Source organism: Bradyrhizobium sp. sBnM-33 (assembly GCF_032917945.1).
In the GTDB taxonomy this organism is placed as follows: Bacteria; Pseudomonadota; Alphaproteobacteria; order Rhizobiales; family Xanthobacteraceae; genus Bradyrhizobium.
Genome location: NZ_CP136624.1, coordinates 8,315,701 through 8,334,798, shown reverse-complemented (window position 1 = coordinate 8,334,798; position 19,098 = coordinate 8,315,701). Strand labels below are relative to the sequence as shown.

Sequence of the window (19,098 nt, the reverse complement as noted above, 5' to 3'; positions counted from 1 at the left end):
TCCGGCGCAATGGATCATCCGACGGCGTTCGGCGTTATCGCATAGCCCGTATGAGGAACATGCGATGCCAGAACTCACGATTTCGCCCGAGAAAGTCGGCTTTCTGATCGAGAAAGCCCGGCAATTCGACGTCAAGGAAGGGGTGTCCGATCCGGATTCCGGGTCGAACGCGGGCGATGACGACATGATCGACGTGCTGCAGGACAACGGGGAAGATCCGGTCGTTCGCGAGATCACCGGCCTCATCAACTCGCTTTCCGAGGACGAGAGGGTCGATCTCGTCGCCCTGATGCGATTGGGGCGCGGCGACGCCACCATTGAGGAATGGGAGGATCTACGTGCGGAAGCGGCCGACCAGCGAGACCGCGACACCGCGCGCTATCTTCTCGGCGAGCCGATGCTTGGAGATTTGCTGGCGCAGGGGCTCGACGAGTTCGGCCTTACCTGGAACGAGGAGCGAACGACGGCCGATTCTTCTAGCGTCAGCCAGCGGGAAGAAGACGAGCGCAATCCACGATGACCGTGCCCAGCTTGTCGCCTTTCTCCACCGCCAGATGCGCTTGCGCCGTGTCGGATAGTGCAAACTGCGCGGCGACGTTATGGATCCGCGCGCCTGCCGTCAGCCATTTCGTGATGTCGGCTTGCGCCGCCGCCAGTAGCGGCGGCGGCAGCGCAAACAGCACGAGCGTGCGGACCGCGATGCATTTCTCCATCAACTCACGCATTGGTACGACCGGCGTGCGGTTGCCGTTGGTGGCGTAGACCGCAATCGTCGAATTGGTACCCATCAGCTTCAGCGTGGTCTCGATATTGCCGCCGAAATCGACGTCGACGACGCGGTCGACGCCGCGCTGCCCGGTAAAGGCCATCGCCTTGGCAACCACGTCATCCGCCTTGTAGTTGACGACGAGATCGGCGCCGGCGAGGCGTGCCTGCTCGGCCTTGGCTGCCGAACTGACGGTCGCGATCACCTTGGCACCACCCCATTTGGCAAGCTGCACGGCATAGTGCCCGACCGCACCTGCGCCGCCGGTGACGAGCACGGTCTGCCCCACGATCGGCCCGTCGCAATAGAGGCAGCACCACGCCGTCATGCCGGGAATGCCGAGGGTGGCGCCTTCGGCAAATGACAGGTTGTCCGGCAGCGGCGTCACCAGATGTTCGGCGAGCGCGATATATTCTGCCGCCGTGCCGAACGCGCGGCCGTTGCGCTGGCCGTTGAACAGCCAGACCCGCTGGCCGATCTTGAGCCGCGTGACGCCGTCGCCGACCTGGTCGACGATGCCGGCGCCGTCGCTGTTGGGAATGACGCGCGGATATTCCATCGGCCGGTAGCCGCCGCCGCGGCGGCCGACATCGGCCGGATTGACGCTGGACGCCTCCAGCCGCACCCGGACTTCGCCCGTGCCTGCCACCGGCGTCGGCATCTCGCCATAGGCCAGCACTTCTTGCGCCGGCCCCGTTCGCTCGTACCAGACCGCTTTCATCTAGCGCCCTTTCCGAAGTTCGTGAGCTTTCGCGGCGCCCTCTTGCGCGAACTTCGGAAAGCAAGAGGGCGCTAGAAGACTCATTTTTCTTCTAGTGCCGCTTATCGATTTGAAGTTCCCAATCGGTCTCGCTGCGAGTGACGGGGAACTTCAAATCGGCGGCACTAGAGAGTGCCGGGGAAAGCACCGCCGTCGAGCAGGATGTTCTGGCCGGTGATATATCCGGCCTTGGCGCCGCAGAGGAACGCGCAGGCATAGCCGAACTCGTCGGGGTCGCCGAACCGACCGGCCGGATTAAGCTTGGCGCGCTCGGCGAGCAACTGATCGACAGTGATGCCGCGTTTCTCCGCGTCGACCTTCGCGACCGGCCCGCGCAGGCGGTCGGTATCAAAGGGGCCGGGCAGTAAGGCATTGATGGTGACATTGTTGATCACGGTCTTGCGCGCGATCCCGGCGACGAAGCCGGTGAGGCCGGCGCGCGCGCCGTTGGAGAGACCCAGCACCTCGATCGGCGCCTTCACTGCAGCCGAGGTGATGTTGACGATGCGGCCAAATTTCCGCGCCATCATGCCGTCCACCGTCGCCTTGATCAGTTCGATCGGCGTCAGCATGTTGGCGTCGATCGCCTTGATCCAGTCGTCACGGGTCCAGTTGCGGAAATCACCGGGGGGCGGGCCGCCGGCATTGTTGATCAGGATGTCCGGTTCGGGACAGGCCTTCAGCACGGCCTCGCGCCCGGCGGGCGTCGTGATATCGCCGACAATCTCGGTTACCGTGATGTCAGGACTCGCTTTGCGGATTTCGTCGGCGGTCTTTTTCAGCGCCTCCGCACCGCGCGCGGTCAGCGTGACGTGCACGCCTTCATTGGCCAGTGCCATGGCGCAGGCGCGCCCAAGGCCCTTGCTGGAAGCGCAGACGATGGCGCGGCGGCCTTTGATCCCAAGATCCACTGTTCTCCTCCCGTTGTGTCAGGTGATTTTGTTGTAGTCCGATGCGGCCACTCTAGCCAAGTCAGGTGCTGCTGATAAGGCTTCGAGGTCCGCCGATACTGCATATTTCGATCCCGGAAAACGGCTCTATCCCCGTCATTGCGAGCCAACGGGTCGCGCGAATGCGCGCCGATGACAGGCTCCGCGAAGCAATCCATGGCGCGGCATAACGGATAGATGGATTGCTTCGTCGCTCGCGCTCCTCGCAATGACGGCATAAGTTTGGCCAGCGTCAATTCACCCGCATCTCCGCTCTGATCATATCGGCGGCCTTTTCCCCGATCATGATCGTCGGCGCATTGGTGTTGCCGCCGATCAAGGTCGGCATGATCGACGCATCGACCACGCGCAATCCCCCGACGCCGTACACTTTCAGCTTCGGATCGACCACGGCGAGGGAATCGTTGACGCCCATCTTGGCGGTGCCGACCGGATGATAGACGGTGTCGACCCGGGCGCGCAAAAGGTTGCGGATGTCGTCGTCGGCATGGACGCCTTCCGTGAACATCTCCTTCTTCTGCAACGCGCGCAGTGCCGGCGTCTCCATCAGCCGGCGCGTGGTCTTAAAGCCGGCAACCATGGTTTCCAGATCCTCCGCCTCGCCGAAGAAATTCGGGTCGATCAGCGGCGGCGCAAATGGATCGGCGCCGAGCAGCGAAACGCTGCCGCGGCTCTTCGGCCGCAGCAGGCAGACGTGGCAGGTGAAGCCGGTGCCGCGATGGCGTTTGCGGCCGTGATCGTCGGCCAGCGCCATGCCGAAATGAAGCTGGATATCGGGGATGTCGAGATCGGGCCGGGTTTTCAGGAAGCCGCCGCATTCGGCGAAGTTCGACGTCATCGGCCCGGTGCGGTCGCGGCGATACTGTCGGATGGCCCGCAGCAGCCGCGGCAGCGCTTTAAGTGAAATGCCGTTGAAGTGGGGATTATCGGACATGTAGCCGAACACGAAATCCGGATGGTCCTGCAGGTTTTGCCCGACGCCGGGCAGATGGTGCACGGTGGCAATGCCGTGCTTTGCAAGCTCGGCGCTATCGCCGATGCCCGACAGCATCAGGAGATGCGGGGTCTGGAACGCGCCGGCGGAGAGGACCACCTCGCGCCGGGCGCGGATCTGCTTCAGCTCTTTGCCCTGCCGGTACTCGACGCCGACCGCGCGCTTGCCTTCGAACAGGAGGCGGGTGGCATGGGCATGCGTCTCAACGCGCAGATTGGCGCGGTTTCCGATATGCGGGTGGATATAGGCGCGCGCGGCGCTGCAGCGTTCGCCGTTCCTCTGCGTCAGTTGATAGATGCCGAGGCCCTCGTGCTCGTCGGCGTTGAAATCTTCGCGCAGGCGGAATTGCGCCTCCTGCGCGGCCTGCAGAAAAATCTGCTGCACCGGGTTGCCGGTGCGCGACTTGTTGACCGCGAGGGGACCGCCCTTGCCGTGATATTCGCCGTCAAAATCGGCATTGTCTTCGGCGCGTTTGAAGTAGGGCAGCACATCGGCGAACGACCAGCCGGTATTGCCGAGCGACGCCCATTGATCATAGTCGGCGCGGTGGCCGCGGATATAGACCATCGCGTTGATCGCCGAGGAGCCGCCGAGACCCTTGCCGCGCGGCTGATAGCCGACGCGGCCGTTGAGGCCCTTCTGCGGCACGGTGTTGAAGGCCCAGTTGTTGACGTTGCCGGCGACCATCAGCACGAGTGCGAACGGCGTCGTGACCACCCAATTGTCATTCCTGCCGCCGGCATCGAGCAGCGCCACGGACGTCTTCGGATCCTCCGATAGCCGTCCCGCCACCGTGCAGCCGCCGGAGCCGCCACCCACCACCACGAAATCGAAGATATCCGTCACGCCCATTCCCCCTCCCGGATTTTTGTTCTGGCGACCTGATGAGCCGCGGCTTTGGGCGCAAAACTCCGCTTTTGCGGCGTTTATGGCAAGAGTGGTTCCAAAGGCCGGTTTTGGCGCTCCAACCCCTCGTTTTTGCTGTCATAAAATCTGCAAAAGCTCCTTCTTGCCCCTTTCCAAAGCAGGGTGACGTTGATACATACCCCTCGCACCCGATGGCCTTGCCCGGGTCGCCTTCTCAGGAAGCCTCCGGACGGGATCGATCGGCGCGAACACGCGTTGGCCGGCTTTCACTTCGGGTCCGGTTTTTCGAAGGCAGTGCAACGGTTTAACGCGGGGTGGAGCAGCCCGGTAGCTCGTCAGGCTCATAACCTGAAGGTCGCAAGTTCAAATCTTGCCCCCGCAACCAACGATACCGACACTCCCGTAGCTGACGCTGCGGGAGTTTTCGTTTTGGGTGGACTTTCCATGGTCCTGGCGGGGCCATCCAGCCCAAGGTCGCGCCCAATTCGCCGTACAGCGTCGCGTGCATTTCGCCGCGATTGGGTCCAGGCGCAGAACGATTTGCGATAGTTGATGCGGAAGCTGTTGCCCTCGCAGGACGCAAATGCCTGCATCGGCGGACCGTGCCGCCGCATCGGATTCGTCTGCTTGATGAATCCGGGTCCAACGATCTGCTGGACGACCGGATGGGTGCCGGTCCTCCGGCGATCTGATTCCCTCCGGTAGACCGGGGGCATGATTGGTGCTCGTGAGGAACTCGCCTGGCCGCGCCTGCGGGACCATTTCCCGCGGTTGGACGTTAGTATCTTGAGAGAACGGCCAGTGGCGAAGCCGTTCTGTGGGGCGACGTACCAACTGGAGACGATCATGCCAGAGCGAAGAACAGTGCAGAAGGCCAAGCGGGCCAAACGCGCGGGCAAATCGCCAACTACCCAGGCGGGCGAGTTTGTGCATGAGGAGATTCGCAAAGTTCGCCGCGGCCAACATGGAGCGAGATCGCCACAGCAGGCGATTGCAATCGGCCTGTCCAAGGCGAGGCGCGCGGGTGTTCCGCTCCGTCCGCCGGCAAAAGGCAAGGCCAAGGCAAGAACCCGCAAAAGCGCCGAATACGCGTATGAGGCGGGCCAGGGCAAGCGAAAAACCCGACGCCAGCCGCGCGTTTCACGTGCTGTATCGCAGACCCTCAAGCGTGAACCACGCAGCACGGCGTCGCGCGCGGCGCTGTCGAAACAAGCACGAAGCGCCGCCTCGCGTCGCTCCGCCGCGGCCCGCTCAGCGGCGGCTCGGAAGGCCGCAAAGACCAAAGGCCCGGCGCAGCGCTCCGCGGCAGCCAAAAAGGCAGCCCGGACCAGAGCGCGTCGCCGGCGATAGCCTTGCGCCGAAGATCATTTTACAGCTAGCACAATGGCGAGAAGAACACGGTCACCGAAAAGCAAAGTCGTCAGGACCCGCCTCCCGAGGCAGTCTCAGAACGCACAAAGGAATTACGAGCGCTACGTCGAGTTGGCTCGCGCTGAAGCGCTGAAGGGCGATCTGATCGCAGCTGAAAATTATCTTCAGCACGCCGAGCACTATTTGCGGTCGATGCACGATGAGGCGCACGGCGGGCGGCTCTCGCCGCAGCCGGCAACTTGGCCCAAGCAGCGGCTGAGACACAGCGGATGATGGAGCAATCCTGCTACAATCGCGAGATGCTCCGTCAGCCTCTCGTCACGAGAACCAGGTCGATCTGATGAGGATCGACAACGTCGCGTCTCCGCAACTCCCAGGTTTTCGCGATCTCGGAATAGCGCCACAGGATATCGGACGTGTCCTGCTCCAGGCGGGACCGCTCCACTGGCCTTGCGCTCGGAACTAATGCTGGCCACCCGGAGTTCTTCATTTTGAGCGGCCGTTTTGCACGAACGAACTTGCAAGCCCTTTGCCCCACAAGGGGCGGCTCATCATGAGGAGGCTGGCCGTGATTCGGGATATTGTCGTCAACTTAGCGACCGGTAACTCTCGCGATCCTGCAGCAGCGTACGCGATCTCCGTCGCCACGATGTTTGATGCCCAGATTGCAGGGATCGCAATGTGTCACTCTCCAGCGATTGTGGCCGGCGGCATGGAGGCTGTTCCGGCCGACGTGATCGAGGCCCTGCGCGAAGAGAGCGCCAGGGCGGCAAACGGGGCCATCGAACGATTCAAACAGGCAGCGGCGCAGGCTCATCTTCCTGCCGAGGCGCAGATCATCGAGACCAGCATTGAAGGAATCCCAAGGACGTTTGGCCGTATTGCGCGGACGTTCGATCTTGCAATCGTTGCGCAGACCGAGCCCGAAGCGACGACCTCCACGGGGCTTGCCGCTGAAGCAACGATGTTTGAATCCGGACGGCCTATCCTCGTCGTACCCAGTATCCAAAAGGACGGCATCAAACTCGGATGCATTCTCGTCTGCTGGGACGGAAGCCGCACCGCCGCGCGGGCGCTCGCGGACTCCATGCCGTTCTTGGAGCGCGCGAAGTCGATCGAGGTGATCAACGTAGGTATTGGCCGTCGGGAGGATGAAGAATCCCTGGCGGCCGTTGGCAGACACTTGGCGCGCCACGGCTTGAACAGCAGCACCAAAGCGCTCATCGCCGATGGGAGCGATGTCGCAAGTGTAATCCTGTCGCATGCGGCAGATCTGTCGGCCGACCTTATCGTAATGGGCGGCTACGGCCATTCGCGGCTGCGCGAGTTCGTCCTCGGGGGCGTGACGCGCGGCATTCTCGACACGATGACCGTTCCGGTACTGATGTCGCATTAAAGGCCGATGTCAGAGCTTCTTGCCGTCGAACGGCACTGATGCCCTTGATCATGTTGGCAACGCTCAGCTTGGAGTGGGTTGCGTAGGTCGTCACTCGCAACAGCAAGTTCGATGAGATAGACGAACGACATTCGCGTTACCATGCTTTGGCGAGTGTAGACACCGATGGCCGAGACAAACACTGCCAACAAGCGACTCGATCAGCGCCGGGTCGCGCCCGAGGGTCTCTTCCGGCAACCGCGGCGAGGCGCCTGGCGCCGAAGAAGCTGAGCAGGGCAGGCCCTTTGTCGGGCCGGCCGGCTGCGCGTTGCGCAAACTGCTCGAGCAGGCTGGGATCGACCTCAGACAGCTGCGTTTGGCCAACGCAATTCCATTTCGGCCTATAGAACACACGGAAAAATCCACGCTACGCAATCGCGCTCCAACTATCGAGGAAATCAATCATTACGGCGCCGCGGTACTGACGGACATCCGGCGCTCCAAGCCGCGCGTAGTCGTTGCACTCGGCAGCACCGCGGCTCGCCTATTCAGCGCGTCGCGTTCGCTCCGAGCGTCGCGCAAGGCAAAGCTCCAATTTGATGGCCGTCCTGCAAATCACTTTTCACCCGGCCTACGTCCGCCGCTTCGGTGGGGCGAACGGCGACGCTTGGCGTAAGATGGTCGCTGATCTGCGCCGAGCCTGGAAAGTATCGGCAATGTACTCAAATGGCGCTCGTAGCAGGCAGCATTCTCCCGAGGGTTCGAAGGCTGTTTAGCGAGTTGCGCCTATGGATCGCGGGCGCACGAGGTTTACACGAGATTGCGCAGGCAGCGCCTGATCATCCAGCGTTCGTCGAAGCCGGACTGTTAGCGACCTCCTGAACAGCACAAGCCGCGATGCGTTCATTTTCAGCGAGATGGTCAGACATGATGTGGCACGCAGTTTCAAGGCGGGGGAGTCAATCGGGGACGGCATGAGCCGGATTGATCATGCGTCCATCACGCTCAGCGGCGCTACGCACCTGTTATCGGACCACCAGCTCTTCATCTGATCGGGCAGATGCCGGGTTACGCCCGCTGAAGCCGATGTCGCCAACCAGGCGATGCGAAACGAGCCGGCCGGAAGGCGTTTCGAGAAATCCTAAAATTTGTGCGAAACAGCAGGGCGGGTTCGTGCGTTGCTTTTCGCAAGCCCTCACGGTGGCATCTGGCTGCAGCTTTCCTGCGACACCAATTGCAACCATCCGAATTGTTCCCGGTCCCGCATTGTTGCGCTGTCGTTGCATTCGAAATAGCATCGATTGCGAGCGGGCAGGGCAGAAGAAATGACATGAGGTCCTTCTTTGCAGCTTTCTGCCGTCGATCGTTCGTTAGCGAATACGGAACCCGCTCACTGGAAGAAGCGTCTTCGCTGTCCTCGCTGCTCGTCGCCGCTGCGGAACGTGTGGTCAGAGCCCTCCTGCTCGAACCGTGCCTGCGATTATAGTAGGGCCGGGTTTCCGATGGTCGGCGCCCAGCCGGTGCTGATCGATTTCGCAGCCAGTATTTTTGAACGCAGGATGTACGAGGCCGAGAATGGCTCGGCGCTGCAGCGGGACGTCAGCCGTCGTTCCCTTGGGTCCCGGCTGCATCGCCTTACCTTCGGAGGCAATCCGGTTGCGGTCGCCAACAGCGCAACATTCATCGAGCTGTTGAAGCGGGAGTCGAGGCGGCCGGTTGTGCTCGTTGTCGGAGGCGGGACGATCGGTTTGGGCGCAGACGAACTCTACCGGGACGACTCCATCGAGCTCGTCGGTACCGACGTCTATGCTTCGCCGCACACCGTGCTGGTGGCTGACGCCCACAGTCTACCATTCGAAGACGGCGTGTTCGACGGCGTCTGGGTGCAGGCGGTGCTGGAACACGTGCTGGAGCCCGCAACGGTCGTTGCCGAGCTGCATCGGGTGCTGCGGCTGGAAGGCCTGGTCTATGCCGAGACGCCGTTCATGCAGCAGGTGCACGAGCGGGCCTATGACTTCTCGCGTTTCACGCAGAGCGGTCACCGCTGGCTGTTCAGGCGATTTTCCGAGATCAATGCCGGACCGGTCGGCGGCGCCGGTGTGGCGCTTGAATGGTCGATCCGCTACTTCGCGCGCGCGCTCGGCGCGGGCAACAAGCTGTCACGGCTGATCGTGCTGCCGTTCTTCTGGATCAGATATCTCGATGCGTTCGGCCGCGGCCGCGCCGCAGCGGATGCCGCCAGTGGCTTCTTCTTTCTCGGGCGCCGGGCCGAACAGGCGATGGATCCGCATGACATGCCGGATTACTACAACCGGCAAAAATGAAGCGGTGGCCGGATGACGCACAAGATCAAGAAAGCCCCTTGATCTTCTTGCATGGCGTGGAGGAGGTCGACGACATCCGTGCGACGTCGGTTACGGAGTGTATGGAAAGCTTTTCCTTGCGGGTGATGAAGCGGAGCACGCCGCGAGGATAGGCGTCGCAGAACTGAGCCAGCGTGGCTGCCGTCGCTGAAACGCTGTCCTGCTTGGGGACCACGGCGATGCCGCCATCCCGCAGAATATACGCATCCTTCACGTTGGGCATGGCTGACGCCGCGACGCAGATCTTGAACAGGTCGTTATAGGCCTGCGGCGTCAGGGACAGGTCCCCGCCGGGCGTTCCCAGGAGATACTCGCGGCTCTTGCGGCAGTTCTCGTTGTCCGCCCGCGCTGCGCCGCTTGCGAGCGTCAGCAGCATCGCGGTCGCGACCAGCAGCTTCATGCCGTTATTCCGATGGCACGGTCTGCAGATGCCGGCTTGCCGGCGTAGGGCAGGCCATAGGTTATCGCCGCGCATCGTTCCCATGAAAGGGCACGGGCATGGGAGGATGCGCCTGCCGCGAGAATGGCGCGCAGATTCCGATCGGCGGCCAACTCTGCGATCGCCCGCGATATGCTCTCGGCCGAAGGCGGCACGAGAATTCCAGTCTCATCGGCGAGCACGGCGTCAGGCACGCCGCCGACGTCGGTCGCGACGCTCGGCAGGCCGGCGGCCCCGGCCTCGAGATACACCAATCCAAATCCCTCCACCCGGCCGGTCGTGTCGGGGAGACCCGTCAGGCAAAAGAAATCCGAGGCGGCGTAGAGATCGCGGATGTCCTCGTTCGATTGCGGGCCGAGGAACCGAATGTCGCAGGCCGCCGCTTCGGCGTCGCGCCGCAGAGCATCGACATACTCGGCTTCTCCGTCCGGGCCGATCACGAGCCACGTGATGCGATTGCGCAGATCGTCCGGAAGCTGCGACAACGCGGCAAGCGTCAGATGATGCCCCTTGCGGCGCGTGATCCGCGCCACAGTGATCATCACGAGCCGATCTTCCGGCAGACGATGGGCCAGGCGAATCTCCCGGCGCGTCCGTCGTCCGCCGAACCAGAACTCCGATACACCGAGATTGATCGCGCTGATCCGGCGCGGATCGACGGCAAACCGCTCGCGGAACAGCATCTCGGTAAACCCGCTGTTGGCGACGACCTCCGTCCGCGGCCCGAACACGCCGGCGCTGCGGATCGCCATGCGCTTCAGCGGGGTCTGCGTTTCGTTGATCTCGGTACCATGTACCGTCATCAATACCCGCGCCTGCGTTCGCCATCTCGAAAGCGCGACCGGAATGAAGAACGGCCAATCGGCGGCGTGGACCACGTCATATCGGTCGCAGCGGACGCCGCGGCGTGCCAGCATGATCTTGCGCGGCATGTCGCGCATGGAGTGGAGGCCGCCGCTGTAGCGAACGACCTCGAAGGGCAGGATGCGGTCGTCGTCGGCGGTTTGCCGTCCGTAGTCCGGCGCCACCACAGTGACCTTGGCACCGAGCCGGCTCGCCGCCGCCGCAATTTCGCGCGCGTAAGTCCCAATTCCTCCCATCGCGGGGGCGAACTCGCTGGTCAACAGAAGAATGTTCAACCCGGCGCCCTCAGCAAGTCGGCGCCGCAGCGGCAAGTCCGCGGGCATCCTGAATTTCCTGATGATAGCGGAAGACCCGCGCGAGTTGGGTGCCCGGCGTGAACGCTCGGATGGAGTCGGCGATTTGTACCGGATTCATCGTGCCCGCATCGATGGCGTTCCGGACGTCGACGAACCGCTGAGCGAGCGCATCGGCCATGTCGTCGCGGCTGCCGCTTCGCGCTACCAGATAGCCGCTGACGCCAGAATGGATCACAGGTTCGAGCTGCGGCAGGTGCATGGCGACGACCGGCCGGCCGACCGCAAGTGTCTCGAGCACGCAGCGCGGCATGCCTTCGAATTCGGATGTCAGGATGCCGGCATGCGCGCTTGCCAGCGTCTCCGCCATGCCGGCGGCGTCTTTGAAGCCGTGGCGGACGGTGATGTCTTCGATCGCGGCGAACTCTTCGAACCGGTGCGGGTCGCTGGTGCCGATATAGTGAAACCGTACGTCGCCGTTCAATCGCCGCCGCAGGCGGTCGATCGTGCGAAACATCAGCGGTGGATCCTTGAATTCATCGAGCCTGCCGGCGAACACGACCTGGAACGGCGACGAGTTCAACGGCCAGAGTTGCGGCTTGAAAATATCCGTGTTGACCCATGTCCAGAGCGTGTCGATCTTGTCCTTGCGGCGCGGATAGGTCCGCTGTAACCGCTCGGTGATGAACGGATTGACGCAGAGAAATTTCTCGCTCATGGCGACGGCAAACCGCTCGCCGGTATTGTGAACGAAGGCGTATTTCCGCAACAGCGAATCCATCTGCAATTTCGGCGCGCCCTCGCCGTGAAGCATCTGCACGAACGGCAGCCGCAGGATCGCCGGCAACCAGGAAAATTCCACCCGCCGCAGATCGACCGAGCACCGCCTCGCGCGGATCAGCCTTGCGATCGTGCCGAAGTGACGGAGCAGCGCCATAAAGAATTGCCCGGTCAGCGAGGTGCGGATGCTGCGGGCAGCTTCGCGCGCCTGCTGGTCCGAATAGTGCAGGATCGGAAGGAAGTCGAAGCCGCGGCCTCGGAATGTCATCCGGTGAAGCTTGCCGAGCTCCAGCTCGCCCGTCGAGTCGACGCCGATGAAGAGGATGTCGGTGTCGGTCGGATGGAATGTAATGAAATCGCGAATGTATGTTTCGAGGCCGCCGACTTTCTCGCCGCGCGGATCGAACGGGTGGATCAGGCAGATCTGGTAACGTGGCTTGATCCGGTTGGCGTTTCGCGCCCGTAGCGCCAGGGTCAATGTTGAAGTCATGCCGCTTTCCTCATGCGTGCCTGGACAATTTGCGGAATGGTTCGCGCAACAAGACGCGGAACAATGGTCATGCATTTGATGTAGCGGGGGCCGAGTCGCCGTGGCTCGCGCAACATGCGCCACGCCCATTCGAGGCCGGTTCTGCGCGCGATGGACGGCGCGCGGCTTTGCGTGCCGGCGATGAAATCAAGTGCGGCCCCGATGCACAACACGCCGGTTCCATCCAGCTCGTCGAGGCATCGCGCCGCGAACAGCTCCTGCCGTGGCGCGCCGAGCGCAACGAAGCAGAGTCTGGCGCCCGAGGCGCGAATGCGTTCGATCGCAGCATCCGCTTCGCTGGAATAGGGATCGAACCCCGGTCCCGGCGCGAAGCATCCCGCGATCTGCAATCCCTTGAAGCGTTCCGACAAACGCCGTGCCGTTAGCTTGAGCGTAAGATCGTTCGCCCCTAGCAGAAAGACCGGGAGTCCTTTCTTGCGGGCTTCCGCGCAAACCGGCTCGACGAGATCGGCACCGGTCGTGCGTTCGATTCGCACGCCCATGAGGCGGCTCAGCACGACAATGGGGAACCCGTCGGCGGTGACGAATCGGGCACGACGATAGGCCGCGCGAAAATTGGCGTGGTGTTGAAGCTGGACAACGTGGTCGAGATTGAGTGTGCAGACGCTGAAGTTGTCGCCATGTTGCGCGGCTGACACGATTGACGACACAGCTTCCGGAAGTGAGGGAACATTGATCGTTATCCCATCCACAGTGAGGCTTGGCTGCAACTGCGCTGGTGGTTCCAACATGTCGACTCCTGCTGCTGATGATGTATCGAGAGACGCACTCGTGGGGACTATCGACAGGCGCGTTGCTTCGCGACGGGAACTGCGTGCCGAAAATTTTCTCGACCGACATTCGTCACGAAATCGAACTAATGCGACGCAACGATGGCGATGCCGCGTTGCGAAGGACGAGACATCGCGGCGAATCATTCACATGATGGAGATCAGCTATGCAGGAGTGGTCGAGGCGAGATGCGCTCGCTCTCATCGCAGGAGCAAGCGTTGCTTCGTGCGGGAAGGAAGTATTCGCCGCACAGCCTGCGCAGAGTCTCGGCGTCATCGCCGCTCGTAACGGAATCGTGTTCGGCGCGGCTGCAGGGCCGGTGATTGACAAGGACCTTGCGTATCGCGAGCTGTATCAGACGCAGGTGCGCATCGTCACAACGGACGTTGCAATGAAGATGGGCACCATCGCGCCGCAACCGGGACCGAAGCGATTCGAGAGCGCAGATCGTCTGCTGCAATTTTGTGCGAGCCACAACATTCCGATGCGCGGCCATTGCCTGATCTGGAACGAATGGGTTCCGCAATGGATCAAGAGCATGAGCGGTGCCGAGCGTGAGAGGTTTTTCGATTCCTATATCGACGAAGTGGCTGCCCGCTATGTAGGCAAGTTGCATTCATGGGATGTCGTTAACGAGCCGTTCTGGCCCGGGCACAAGGCGCCCGGCGGCTACCGGCTCGGTCCGTGGTACGACACGTTCGGTACCGGCTATGTGCGCCGCGCCTTCGAGCGCGTGGCGATGATAGACCGCAAGACAAAACTGGTTCTCAACGAGGCGCAGAGCGAACGCGACGACGATGTCGGCCTGGCCGTTCGCCGTGGCCTGCTGCAGCTTGTCGACGAATTGAAGCATGCCGGCGTGCCGCTGCATGCCGTCGGCTTGCAAAGTCACCTGCAGCCGCGCTACCCGCACGACCCCGGGCGCTTCTCCGAATTCCTTCATGCGCTCGCCGGACGTGGTGTCGATATCTATCTGACCGAGTTCGACGTGCGCGACGACACGTTTCCGGACGACATCGCAGCGCGTGATGCCATGATCGCTGAGACGGCGGAGAAGTTCCTGACCAACGCGCTTCGCGTGCCGGCCGTCAAGGTGGTGATCGCGTGGGAGCTTGCCGATAACTACTCGTTCTATACCGATGCGGCGAAGAAGAAGGATCCCGTCGCGCAACGGCTGCCTCGGCCTCTTCCGTTCGATTCGTCGATGCAGAAGAAGCCGCTTTGGTTCGCGATGGCGCGCGCGTTCGAGAATGCCAGAAAATCGTAAGCGCCGATCGTTTCGAATGCGCTCACGCCCCTGAATGTTGGGGGCGTGGCCGAAGTATCCGCACCAGCGACGGTGCATAGAGTAGGGCAAGCGCTCCGAAATAAGTGGCTGCGCCTGCCGCAATGTGGCCCGCCAGAATCGTGATCGTCCGGGCCTCCGGAAATATCCGCAGCACGGCCGCCATGGCGATGGTGGCCAATACGATGCGCACGAGATGACCGACCGGAAGCCGCAGGCCAAACCGTGTAAACCCGATTGAAAAACTCACGGTGGCGGCGGCCAGTGCCGCCAGAACCGTGGCGCCGGCGACGCCGGGCAGTCCCCATCGCGGCAGGAACAAGGCGCTCAACACCACGGTCATCGACGCGTCGATTGCGGCAATGGCCATCATCCAGCGCGTGCGGTTTTGCAGTAGAAATACCTGGTCGCCGAAATGGGCGCGCAGGTTGCGGATTGAGCCGGCGAGCGTTGAGAGCGGCAGGATGGCGAGCGTCACCGCTTGGAACGGCGCTGCGATCAGGAGATGCACGATCTCCGTTCTCAGTAGGATGATGCCGGCGAGGCTTGGCGCCAGGACTGCGACTAGGAGAGCGCTGTTGTTGGCGAGCTGGCGCATCCCGGCCTGGTCGCCGTGTTGCTCGATGCTTTTCACCGCCAGCGGAAACGCCGCCGCCGTGACCAGCATGGCTGCGACCGCCGCGGCCCGCTGGCCGAGGCCGTAGCCAACGGCGAACAGCCCGGCGGCGGCCACTCCGGACATTTCGTTGACGATGAAGCGCGAAGCGTTGAGGCCGACCCAGCCGAGCGCGCCGCCGACAATCAGCGGAAGGCCGTAGCGCAGGGCGTGGACTACGATCTCCCGGTCGATCGGCCACAGGCGGTGACCCCAGCCGATCCAGGGCAGGACGATGAGCGCGGCCGTCAGTTGCGCGACGGCGTAACCCGCAAGTGGCCAATCCGGGGATTGGCCAAGCAGTTTGATTAACACCAGGCCAACAACGAATCCGACGGATGGCCCGAACACCTGCTGGATCGTGTAGACCCGGATCTGCTGCCGCGCGCGGGCACGTTCACCGATATAGAGGTTGAGCGACCGGGTCATCACATAGGCGACGGCGGCCAGCAAAAGTCCCGTTCCGGCGCCCGGCGCGATGACCAGATGCAGAATTCCGATGACGGCCGCGCTTTGCAAGGCAAGAGATGCCAGCAAGACCGCGTTTTCGGTGCGATAGAACCGAGGCGCGTCGTTGACGTCTTGATATCGTCCGAGGAAACGCAACGCAAATTGCGACCACCAGGCGAGAAAGCCGATCTGCAGCAATTCGTGCGTGGCCGTAATCAGCGTGATGACGCCGAGCGTGTGCTCGTCGACGACATGCGTCCATACGATCATCGCCAGAAGCTGGAACAACGGTCCGACGAATTGCGCGGGCAGATAGAGCAGCGTGTGCTTCAGGAGCATGGCTCAAGCCCCCAGCCAGCGGCAGATTCGGGGCGAGGCAAGTTGCCGTACGGCGAGCAGCGCGGCGGTAGAGACGAGGGCGGTCACGCCGCAGAAAACGGCAAAGCTGGCTATACCGCCGAGCTGGCGCAGCCCGGCGTGATCGCGCAGCGCCATGACGATGAAAATGTGCCAGAGATAGATGAAGTAGCTCCCTGAGCCGATCCACCCGAGTAGCGGCGATTTCGGCTGGATCGCGAACAGTGAAATGCAGAACAGGGCCGCGTAGACAAAGAAGGCAGTCGAATCGTAAGTGGCGGCATCGCCGAGGTGGAAAATGCGCACGGCGGCATAGAACAAATAGGCGGCCAGCACGGCGCCAAAGAGCGCACGGCGCATATCCTGTTCGAGCAGGTCTCTGAACATCGCGGTCAGCGCGCCAAGCGCGGCGAACGAGAACCAGAACGGAATGTCGCGCATGCGGATTTCGTCGAGCAGTCCTTCCGACGCTCCGAGCCTGGACATGGCTGGGTCGAGATAACTACCGGAAAGCAAGCCGCAGCCGATCGAGAGCAGCAGCAGATTGGTGATCCGTTGCCTTGTTTGCTGGCCGTCCCCGCCAGCTGCAAAGACGAGCCACAGGCCGAGCGTGCAGCAGACATACACAAAGACGTAATAGTAGACGAACACATATCCCAGCCCGAACCGGGCGAGCGTCGTGCCGATGCGATGGTCCATCGCCGGATTGTGCAGGGCCATGTAGATGTAGGCGGCGGTGAACGCGATCGCGTAAGGGACCAGGGCTGCCTTTAATCGCTTTGCCAGCGGCACGCGGCCGGAAAGCGACGTGAGATATCCGGAAGCGAACAGGAACACCGGCACGCAGGGCCGCAGCGCTGCATCGAGCGAATTTGCCCAGATGGCGTCGAGCGGCTGCGGCAGCGAATGGATGCCGATCACCATCAGAATGGCGATGCCGCGCATGGTGTCGACGACGCCATCGCGGCTTTGGGCCGTTGCGCGCGAGACGCTCAGAGACGGCGGGTTTACTGATAGGCGTTCGACGACCGTCATCATGTGCTCTCCTGCCGCGAGATCGCTGGAGACGGCATATGTTTGAAGGCGCGGCGGTCGTAAGCTTCGGTCAGATATCGCCGCAGCGGCGTTTCGAACGTGCGCAGCGAGACGACGCTCGCGAATGCAAGAACGATGATCGCCAGCGGCGCCAGAATCAGTCGTTCATGCTCCGATAAGGAGAACAGGCGCGATCCAAGGGTGATGACGACGGTCGCAACCGGAATGTGCAGCATGTAACAGGAGTAGGTCAGCGCCGACCAGCGATCGAAACCGAGCCGCGACAGCAGCGTCTCACGCCCGGTGCAGTCGGCCTGAATCGCAAGCATCGCGATGGCGTAGATCGCAAGCAGCGCGGTCATCGTTGGCAGCAGGGAGCCGAGCACGATAAAGGCCGCTAGCGACGCTGCCAGCGCGCCGGGCATCGCGGGCCAGCGCGCGATCCGGTCGCGAAACAGATAGCAGGCGATGCCGAGGTTAAAGGCAGGCAGCGCCCTGAAGGCGCCGCCTTGATTGATCCAGTCGGCCCACGGCGCCGTTCCGGCAGCCGATACCCAAAGGGAATTGGCGAGAGCGGCAAGGACCACAAGCGCAACAACCGCCTCCTTGCGGCGTTGCGCAATCAGCGCGACCAGCGGAAAAAGCAGATAACAAAACATCTCCGCCGAGAGTGACCAGCTCGGGAAGTTGAACGTCAGGCGCTCGCCGACAAATGCATGAAGCAGCAGGAACTGCGCCGGCAGATCGGAAAGCGGGTAACGGGCCGGGTTGTCCGTCCGGGCAGCGCCGAAATGGAGTGCGCCGGCAAGCGCCACATAGAACGCAAGCGTGGCGAGATGTAGCGGGTAGATGCGGGCGAGGCGACGCCACAGGAAGCGGCCGATCGATGCGGCATTGTCGACGCGGTCGAAATACTGACGGGCGATGACAAAGCCGGAGACCACAAAGAACAGGTCCACGAACAGATTGAAATGCCAGGTGCGCGCGACCATGAAACGGCCGATTGGCAGGTCCTTGAAGTAATCGGAATAGTGAAGGATCACCACGGCGCCGGCCGCAATGATCCGCAATCCATCCTGATGCCTGGTGGCGCTGGTGTCATGCAAGGCGGCGGTACTCCGGAGTAGCGCTTCCCTGGAGGTGAGCAAGGCGGGCAATCAGGCTGATGACATTTTCGCGGTCGCCGCGGGCCAGATCGTTCCAGCGCGCCAGATTCCGTATTGCCTGCGCCACGTATCGGGCGCGCCATTCCTCGTTCGAGAGCGCAGCCGCGATCCGCGCGGCCGCCGAAGCAGGATCAGCGGTATCGATGTAGATGCCGGACGCGCCCAGCACCTCGCGAAAGATGGAAGCATCGGGGGCGATGATCGGCAGGCCGGCGTATTGCGCCTCCAGCAGCGGCAATCCCAGACCTTCGTCATGGGAGGTGCAGATGAACAGGTCGGCCGCGTCAAGCAACTGATTGACCCGGTCACTAGACTGATATCCGTGCAACGTAACGCCCGGTTGCCCCTCGAGGGCTTGCCAGTCGTTACCCCATCCCGGCCGTCCGACGATATCCAGCGTAGCGTCCGGAAATCCCTGCATGCGCAACGCGTCGAGGATCTTCGCCGCCGCTGTAAAATTCTTGCGCGGCTCCACCGTGCCGAGCGCGATCAGCCGAAGTAGTCGCGGCTGCGCGCTGCGTTCGCCGCGCTGTTTGGGATCGAGGCCAAACACATTGCGCACCGCCGGCCGATAGAGCGTCACTTCGGCATCGGACCGGCAATGCGCGGCAAGTTTGCGCCTGGTATCGCCGGAGTTGGCTAGAAAGCGCGGATAGTGGCGCAGCGCGAGCTTGAAGGGGCCGGCCATGTAAAGCCGCGCCCGCATGTTGAGCTCGGCGCGCCGCGTGATCAGGAAATCATCGTGGATATAGGGCAGCACCCGCGATGCGAACGGGCGCAGCAGCGGACTGGGCGGAAAGCCGGGACAGAGCAGGATCGAGGACGACGCGGCGAGCCGCATCGGCAGACCCAGGGTCTGCGTCGTCAGCATCTGGCGAAGACCCTTCGCCGTCACCGGCACGACCTCGAGCGGCGCAAGCGCTGCGGCGGAGAACAGCTCCAGCGTAATGCGTTCGAGACCGGTGACGTGGCGTCCAAGGTGGGTGTTGTCGACGTAGATGGCCATA

At 62.6% G+C, this 19,098-nt stretch carries 17 protein-coding genes and 1 tRNA gene; 7 read left to right on the top strand and 11 right to left on the bottom strand.

All coding sequences use genetic code 11. The annotated features are described in order from the left end of the window. The first annotated feature begins 64 nt into the window (after positions 1-64). Positions 65-520, top strand: coding sequence for a DUF3775 domain-containing protein (locus RX328_RS39100; protein WP_213246909.1), 456 nt, complete (start codon positions 65-67; stop codon positions 518-520). On the opposite strand, the gene RX328_RS39095 is transcribed toward RX328_RS39100, so the two are convergent. The 3 genes from RX328_RS39095 to RX328_RS39085 form a co-directional block, all read right to left on the bottom strand. Then, complete coding sequence (locus RX328_RS39095; protein ID WP_213246911.1) at positions 483-1,487, bottom strand: NADPH:quinone reductase; 1,005 nt, start codon at positions 1,485-1,487, stop codon at positions 483-485. The genes RX328_RS39100 and RX328_RS39095 overlap by 38 nt on opposite strands. 164 nt (positions 1,488-1,651) lie before the next feature. Continuing rightward, on the bottom strand, positions 1,652-2,437 hold the full coding sequence (locus RX328_RS39090) for an SDR family oxidoreductase (RefSeq protein ID WP_213246913.1): 786 nt from the start codon (positions 2,435-2,437) through the stop codon (positions 1,652-1,654). A 271-nt stretch (positions 2,438-2,708) separates the two neighbouring features. Further along, a complete protein-coding gene (locus RX328_RS39085; protein WP_213247100.1) occupies positions 2,709-4,316 on the bottom strand; it encodes a GMC family oxidoreductase in 1,608 nt (535 codons plus the stop codon). 329 nt (positions 4,317-4,645) lie between these two features. On the opposite strand from RX328_RS39085, the gene RX328_RS39080 reads away from it, so the two are divergent. The 5 genes from RX328_RS39080 (at position 4,646) to RX328_RS39065 (ending at position 9,407) form a co-directional block, all read left to right on the top strand. Further along, a tRNA-Met gene (locus RX328_RS39080) sits at positions 4,646-4,722 on the top strand. A gap of 998 nt (positions 4,723-5,720) precedes the next feature. Then, a complete protein-coding gene (locus RX328_RS44005) occupies positions 5,721-5,981 on the top strand; it encodes a DUF4167 domain-containing protein (RefSeq protein WP_213246915.1) in 261 nt (86 codons plus the stop codon). A gap of 295 nt (positions 5,982-6,276) precedes the next feature. Beyond that, a complete protein-coding gene (locus RX328_RS39070; RefSeq protein WP_213246916.1) occupies positions 6,277-7,104 on the top strand; it encodes a universal stress protein in 828 nt (275 codons plus the stop codon). A 181-nt stretch (positions 7,105-7,285) separates the two neighbouring features. Then, the gene (locus RX328_RS44000; RefSeq protein ID WP_213247102.1) at positions 7,286-7,759 is read left to right on the top strand and encodes a uracil-DNA glycosylase family protein; all 474 of its coding nucleotides are present in this window, start codon (positions 7,286-7,288) and stop codon (positions 7,757-7,759) included. 826 nt (positions 7,760-8,585) lie between these two features. Continuing rightward, positions 8,586-9,407 (top strand): class I SAM-dependent methyltransferase, encoded by an 822-nt coding sequence (locus tag RX328_RS39065; RefSeq protein WP_213246918.1) that lies wholly within the window; start codon positions 8,586-8,588, stop codon positions 9,405-9,407. A 25-nt stretch (positions 9,408-9,432) separates the two neighbouring features. Here the strand turns inward: RX328_RS39065 and RX328_RS39060 are convergent, their stop codons facing one another. From RX328_RS39060 to RX328_RS39045, 4 genes are read right to left on the bottom strand one after another with little or no spacing between them, the layout of a single operon-like run. Then, positions 9,433-9,846, bottom strand: a complete 414-nt coding sequence (locus RX328_RS39060) for a hypothetical protein (protein ID WP_249726038.1) — start codon at positions 9,844-9,846, stop codon at positions 9,433-9,435. Beyond that, complete coding sequence (locus RX328_RS39055; RefSeq protein WP_249726039.1) at positions 9,843-11,072, bottom strand: glycosyltransferase family 4 protein; 1,230 nt, start codon at positions 11,070-11,072, stop codon at positions 9,843-9,845. Before RX328_RS39055 ends, RX328_RS39060 begins: the two co-directional genes overlap by 4 nt. After that, complete coding sequence (locus RX328_RS39050; protein WP_213246920.1) at positions 11,035-12,312, bottom strand: glycosyltransferase; 1,278 nt, start codon at positions 12,310-12,312, stop codon at positions 11,035-11,037. Before RX328_RS39050 ends, RX328_RS39055 begins: the two co-directional genes overlap by 38 nt. Next, positions 12,309-13,289, bottom strand: a complete 981-nt coding sequence (locus tag RX328_RS39045; protein WP_249726040.1) for a WecB/TagA/CpsF family glycosyltransferase — start codon at positions 13,287-13,289, stop codon at positions 12,309-12,311. Before RX328_RS39045 ends, RX328_RS39050 begins: the two co-directional genes overlap by 4 nt. 20 nt (positions 13,290-13,309) lie before the next feature. Here RX328_RS39045 and RX328_RS39040 point away from each other — a divergent pair, with 20 nt between their 5' ends. Beyond that, on the top strand, positions 13,310-14,410 hold the full coding sequence (locus RX328_RS39040; RefSeq protein ID WP_213246922.1) for an endo-1,4-beta-xylanase: 1,101 nt from the start codon (positions 13,310-13,312) through the stop codon (positions 14,408-14,410). A gap of 22 nt (positions 14,411-14,432) precedes the next feature. On the opposite strand, the gene RX328_RS39035 is transcribed toward RX328_RS39040, so the two are convergent. The 4 genes from RX328_RS39035 to RX328_RS39020 are packed head-to-tail and all read right to left on the bottom strand — an operon-like array spanning position 14,433 to position 19,097. After that, positions 14,433-15,872, bottom strand: a complete 1,440-nt coding sequence (locus RX328_RS39035) for a lipopolysaccharide biosynthesis protein (protein WP_213246924.1) — start codon at positions 15,870-15,872, stop codon at positions 14,433-14,435. 3 nt (positions 15,873-15,875) lie between these two features. Beyond that, positions 15,876-16,925, bottom strand: a complete 1,050-nt coding sequence (locus tag RX328_RS39030) for an acyltransferase (RefSeq protein ID WP_317258581.1) — start codon at positions 16,923-16,925, stop codon at positions 15,876-15,878. Beyond that, positions 16,925-18,031, bottom strand: coding sequence for an acyltransferase family protein (locus RX328_RS39025; RefSeq protein WP_213246926.1), 1,107 nt, complete (start codon positions 18,029-18,031; stop codon positions 16,925-16,927). Before RX328_RS39025 ends, RX328_RS39030 begins: the two co-directional genes overlap by 1 nt. Next, positions 18,024-19,097: a glycosyltransferase gene (locus RX328_RS39020; protein WP_213246928.1), complete on the bottom strand. Its 1,074-nt coding sequence runs from the start codon at positions 19,095-19,097 to the stop codon at positions 18,024-18,026. The genes RX328_RS39025 and RX328_RS39020 overlap by 8 nt, the downstream gene beginning before the upstream one ends. Between the last annotated feature and the right edge of the window lies 1 nt (position 19,098).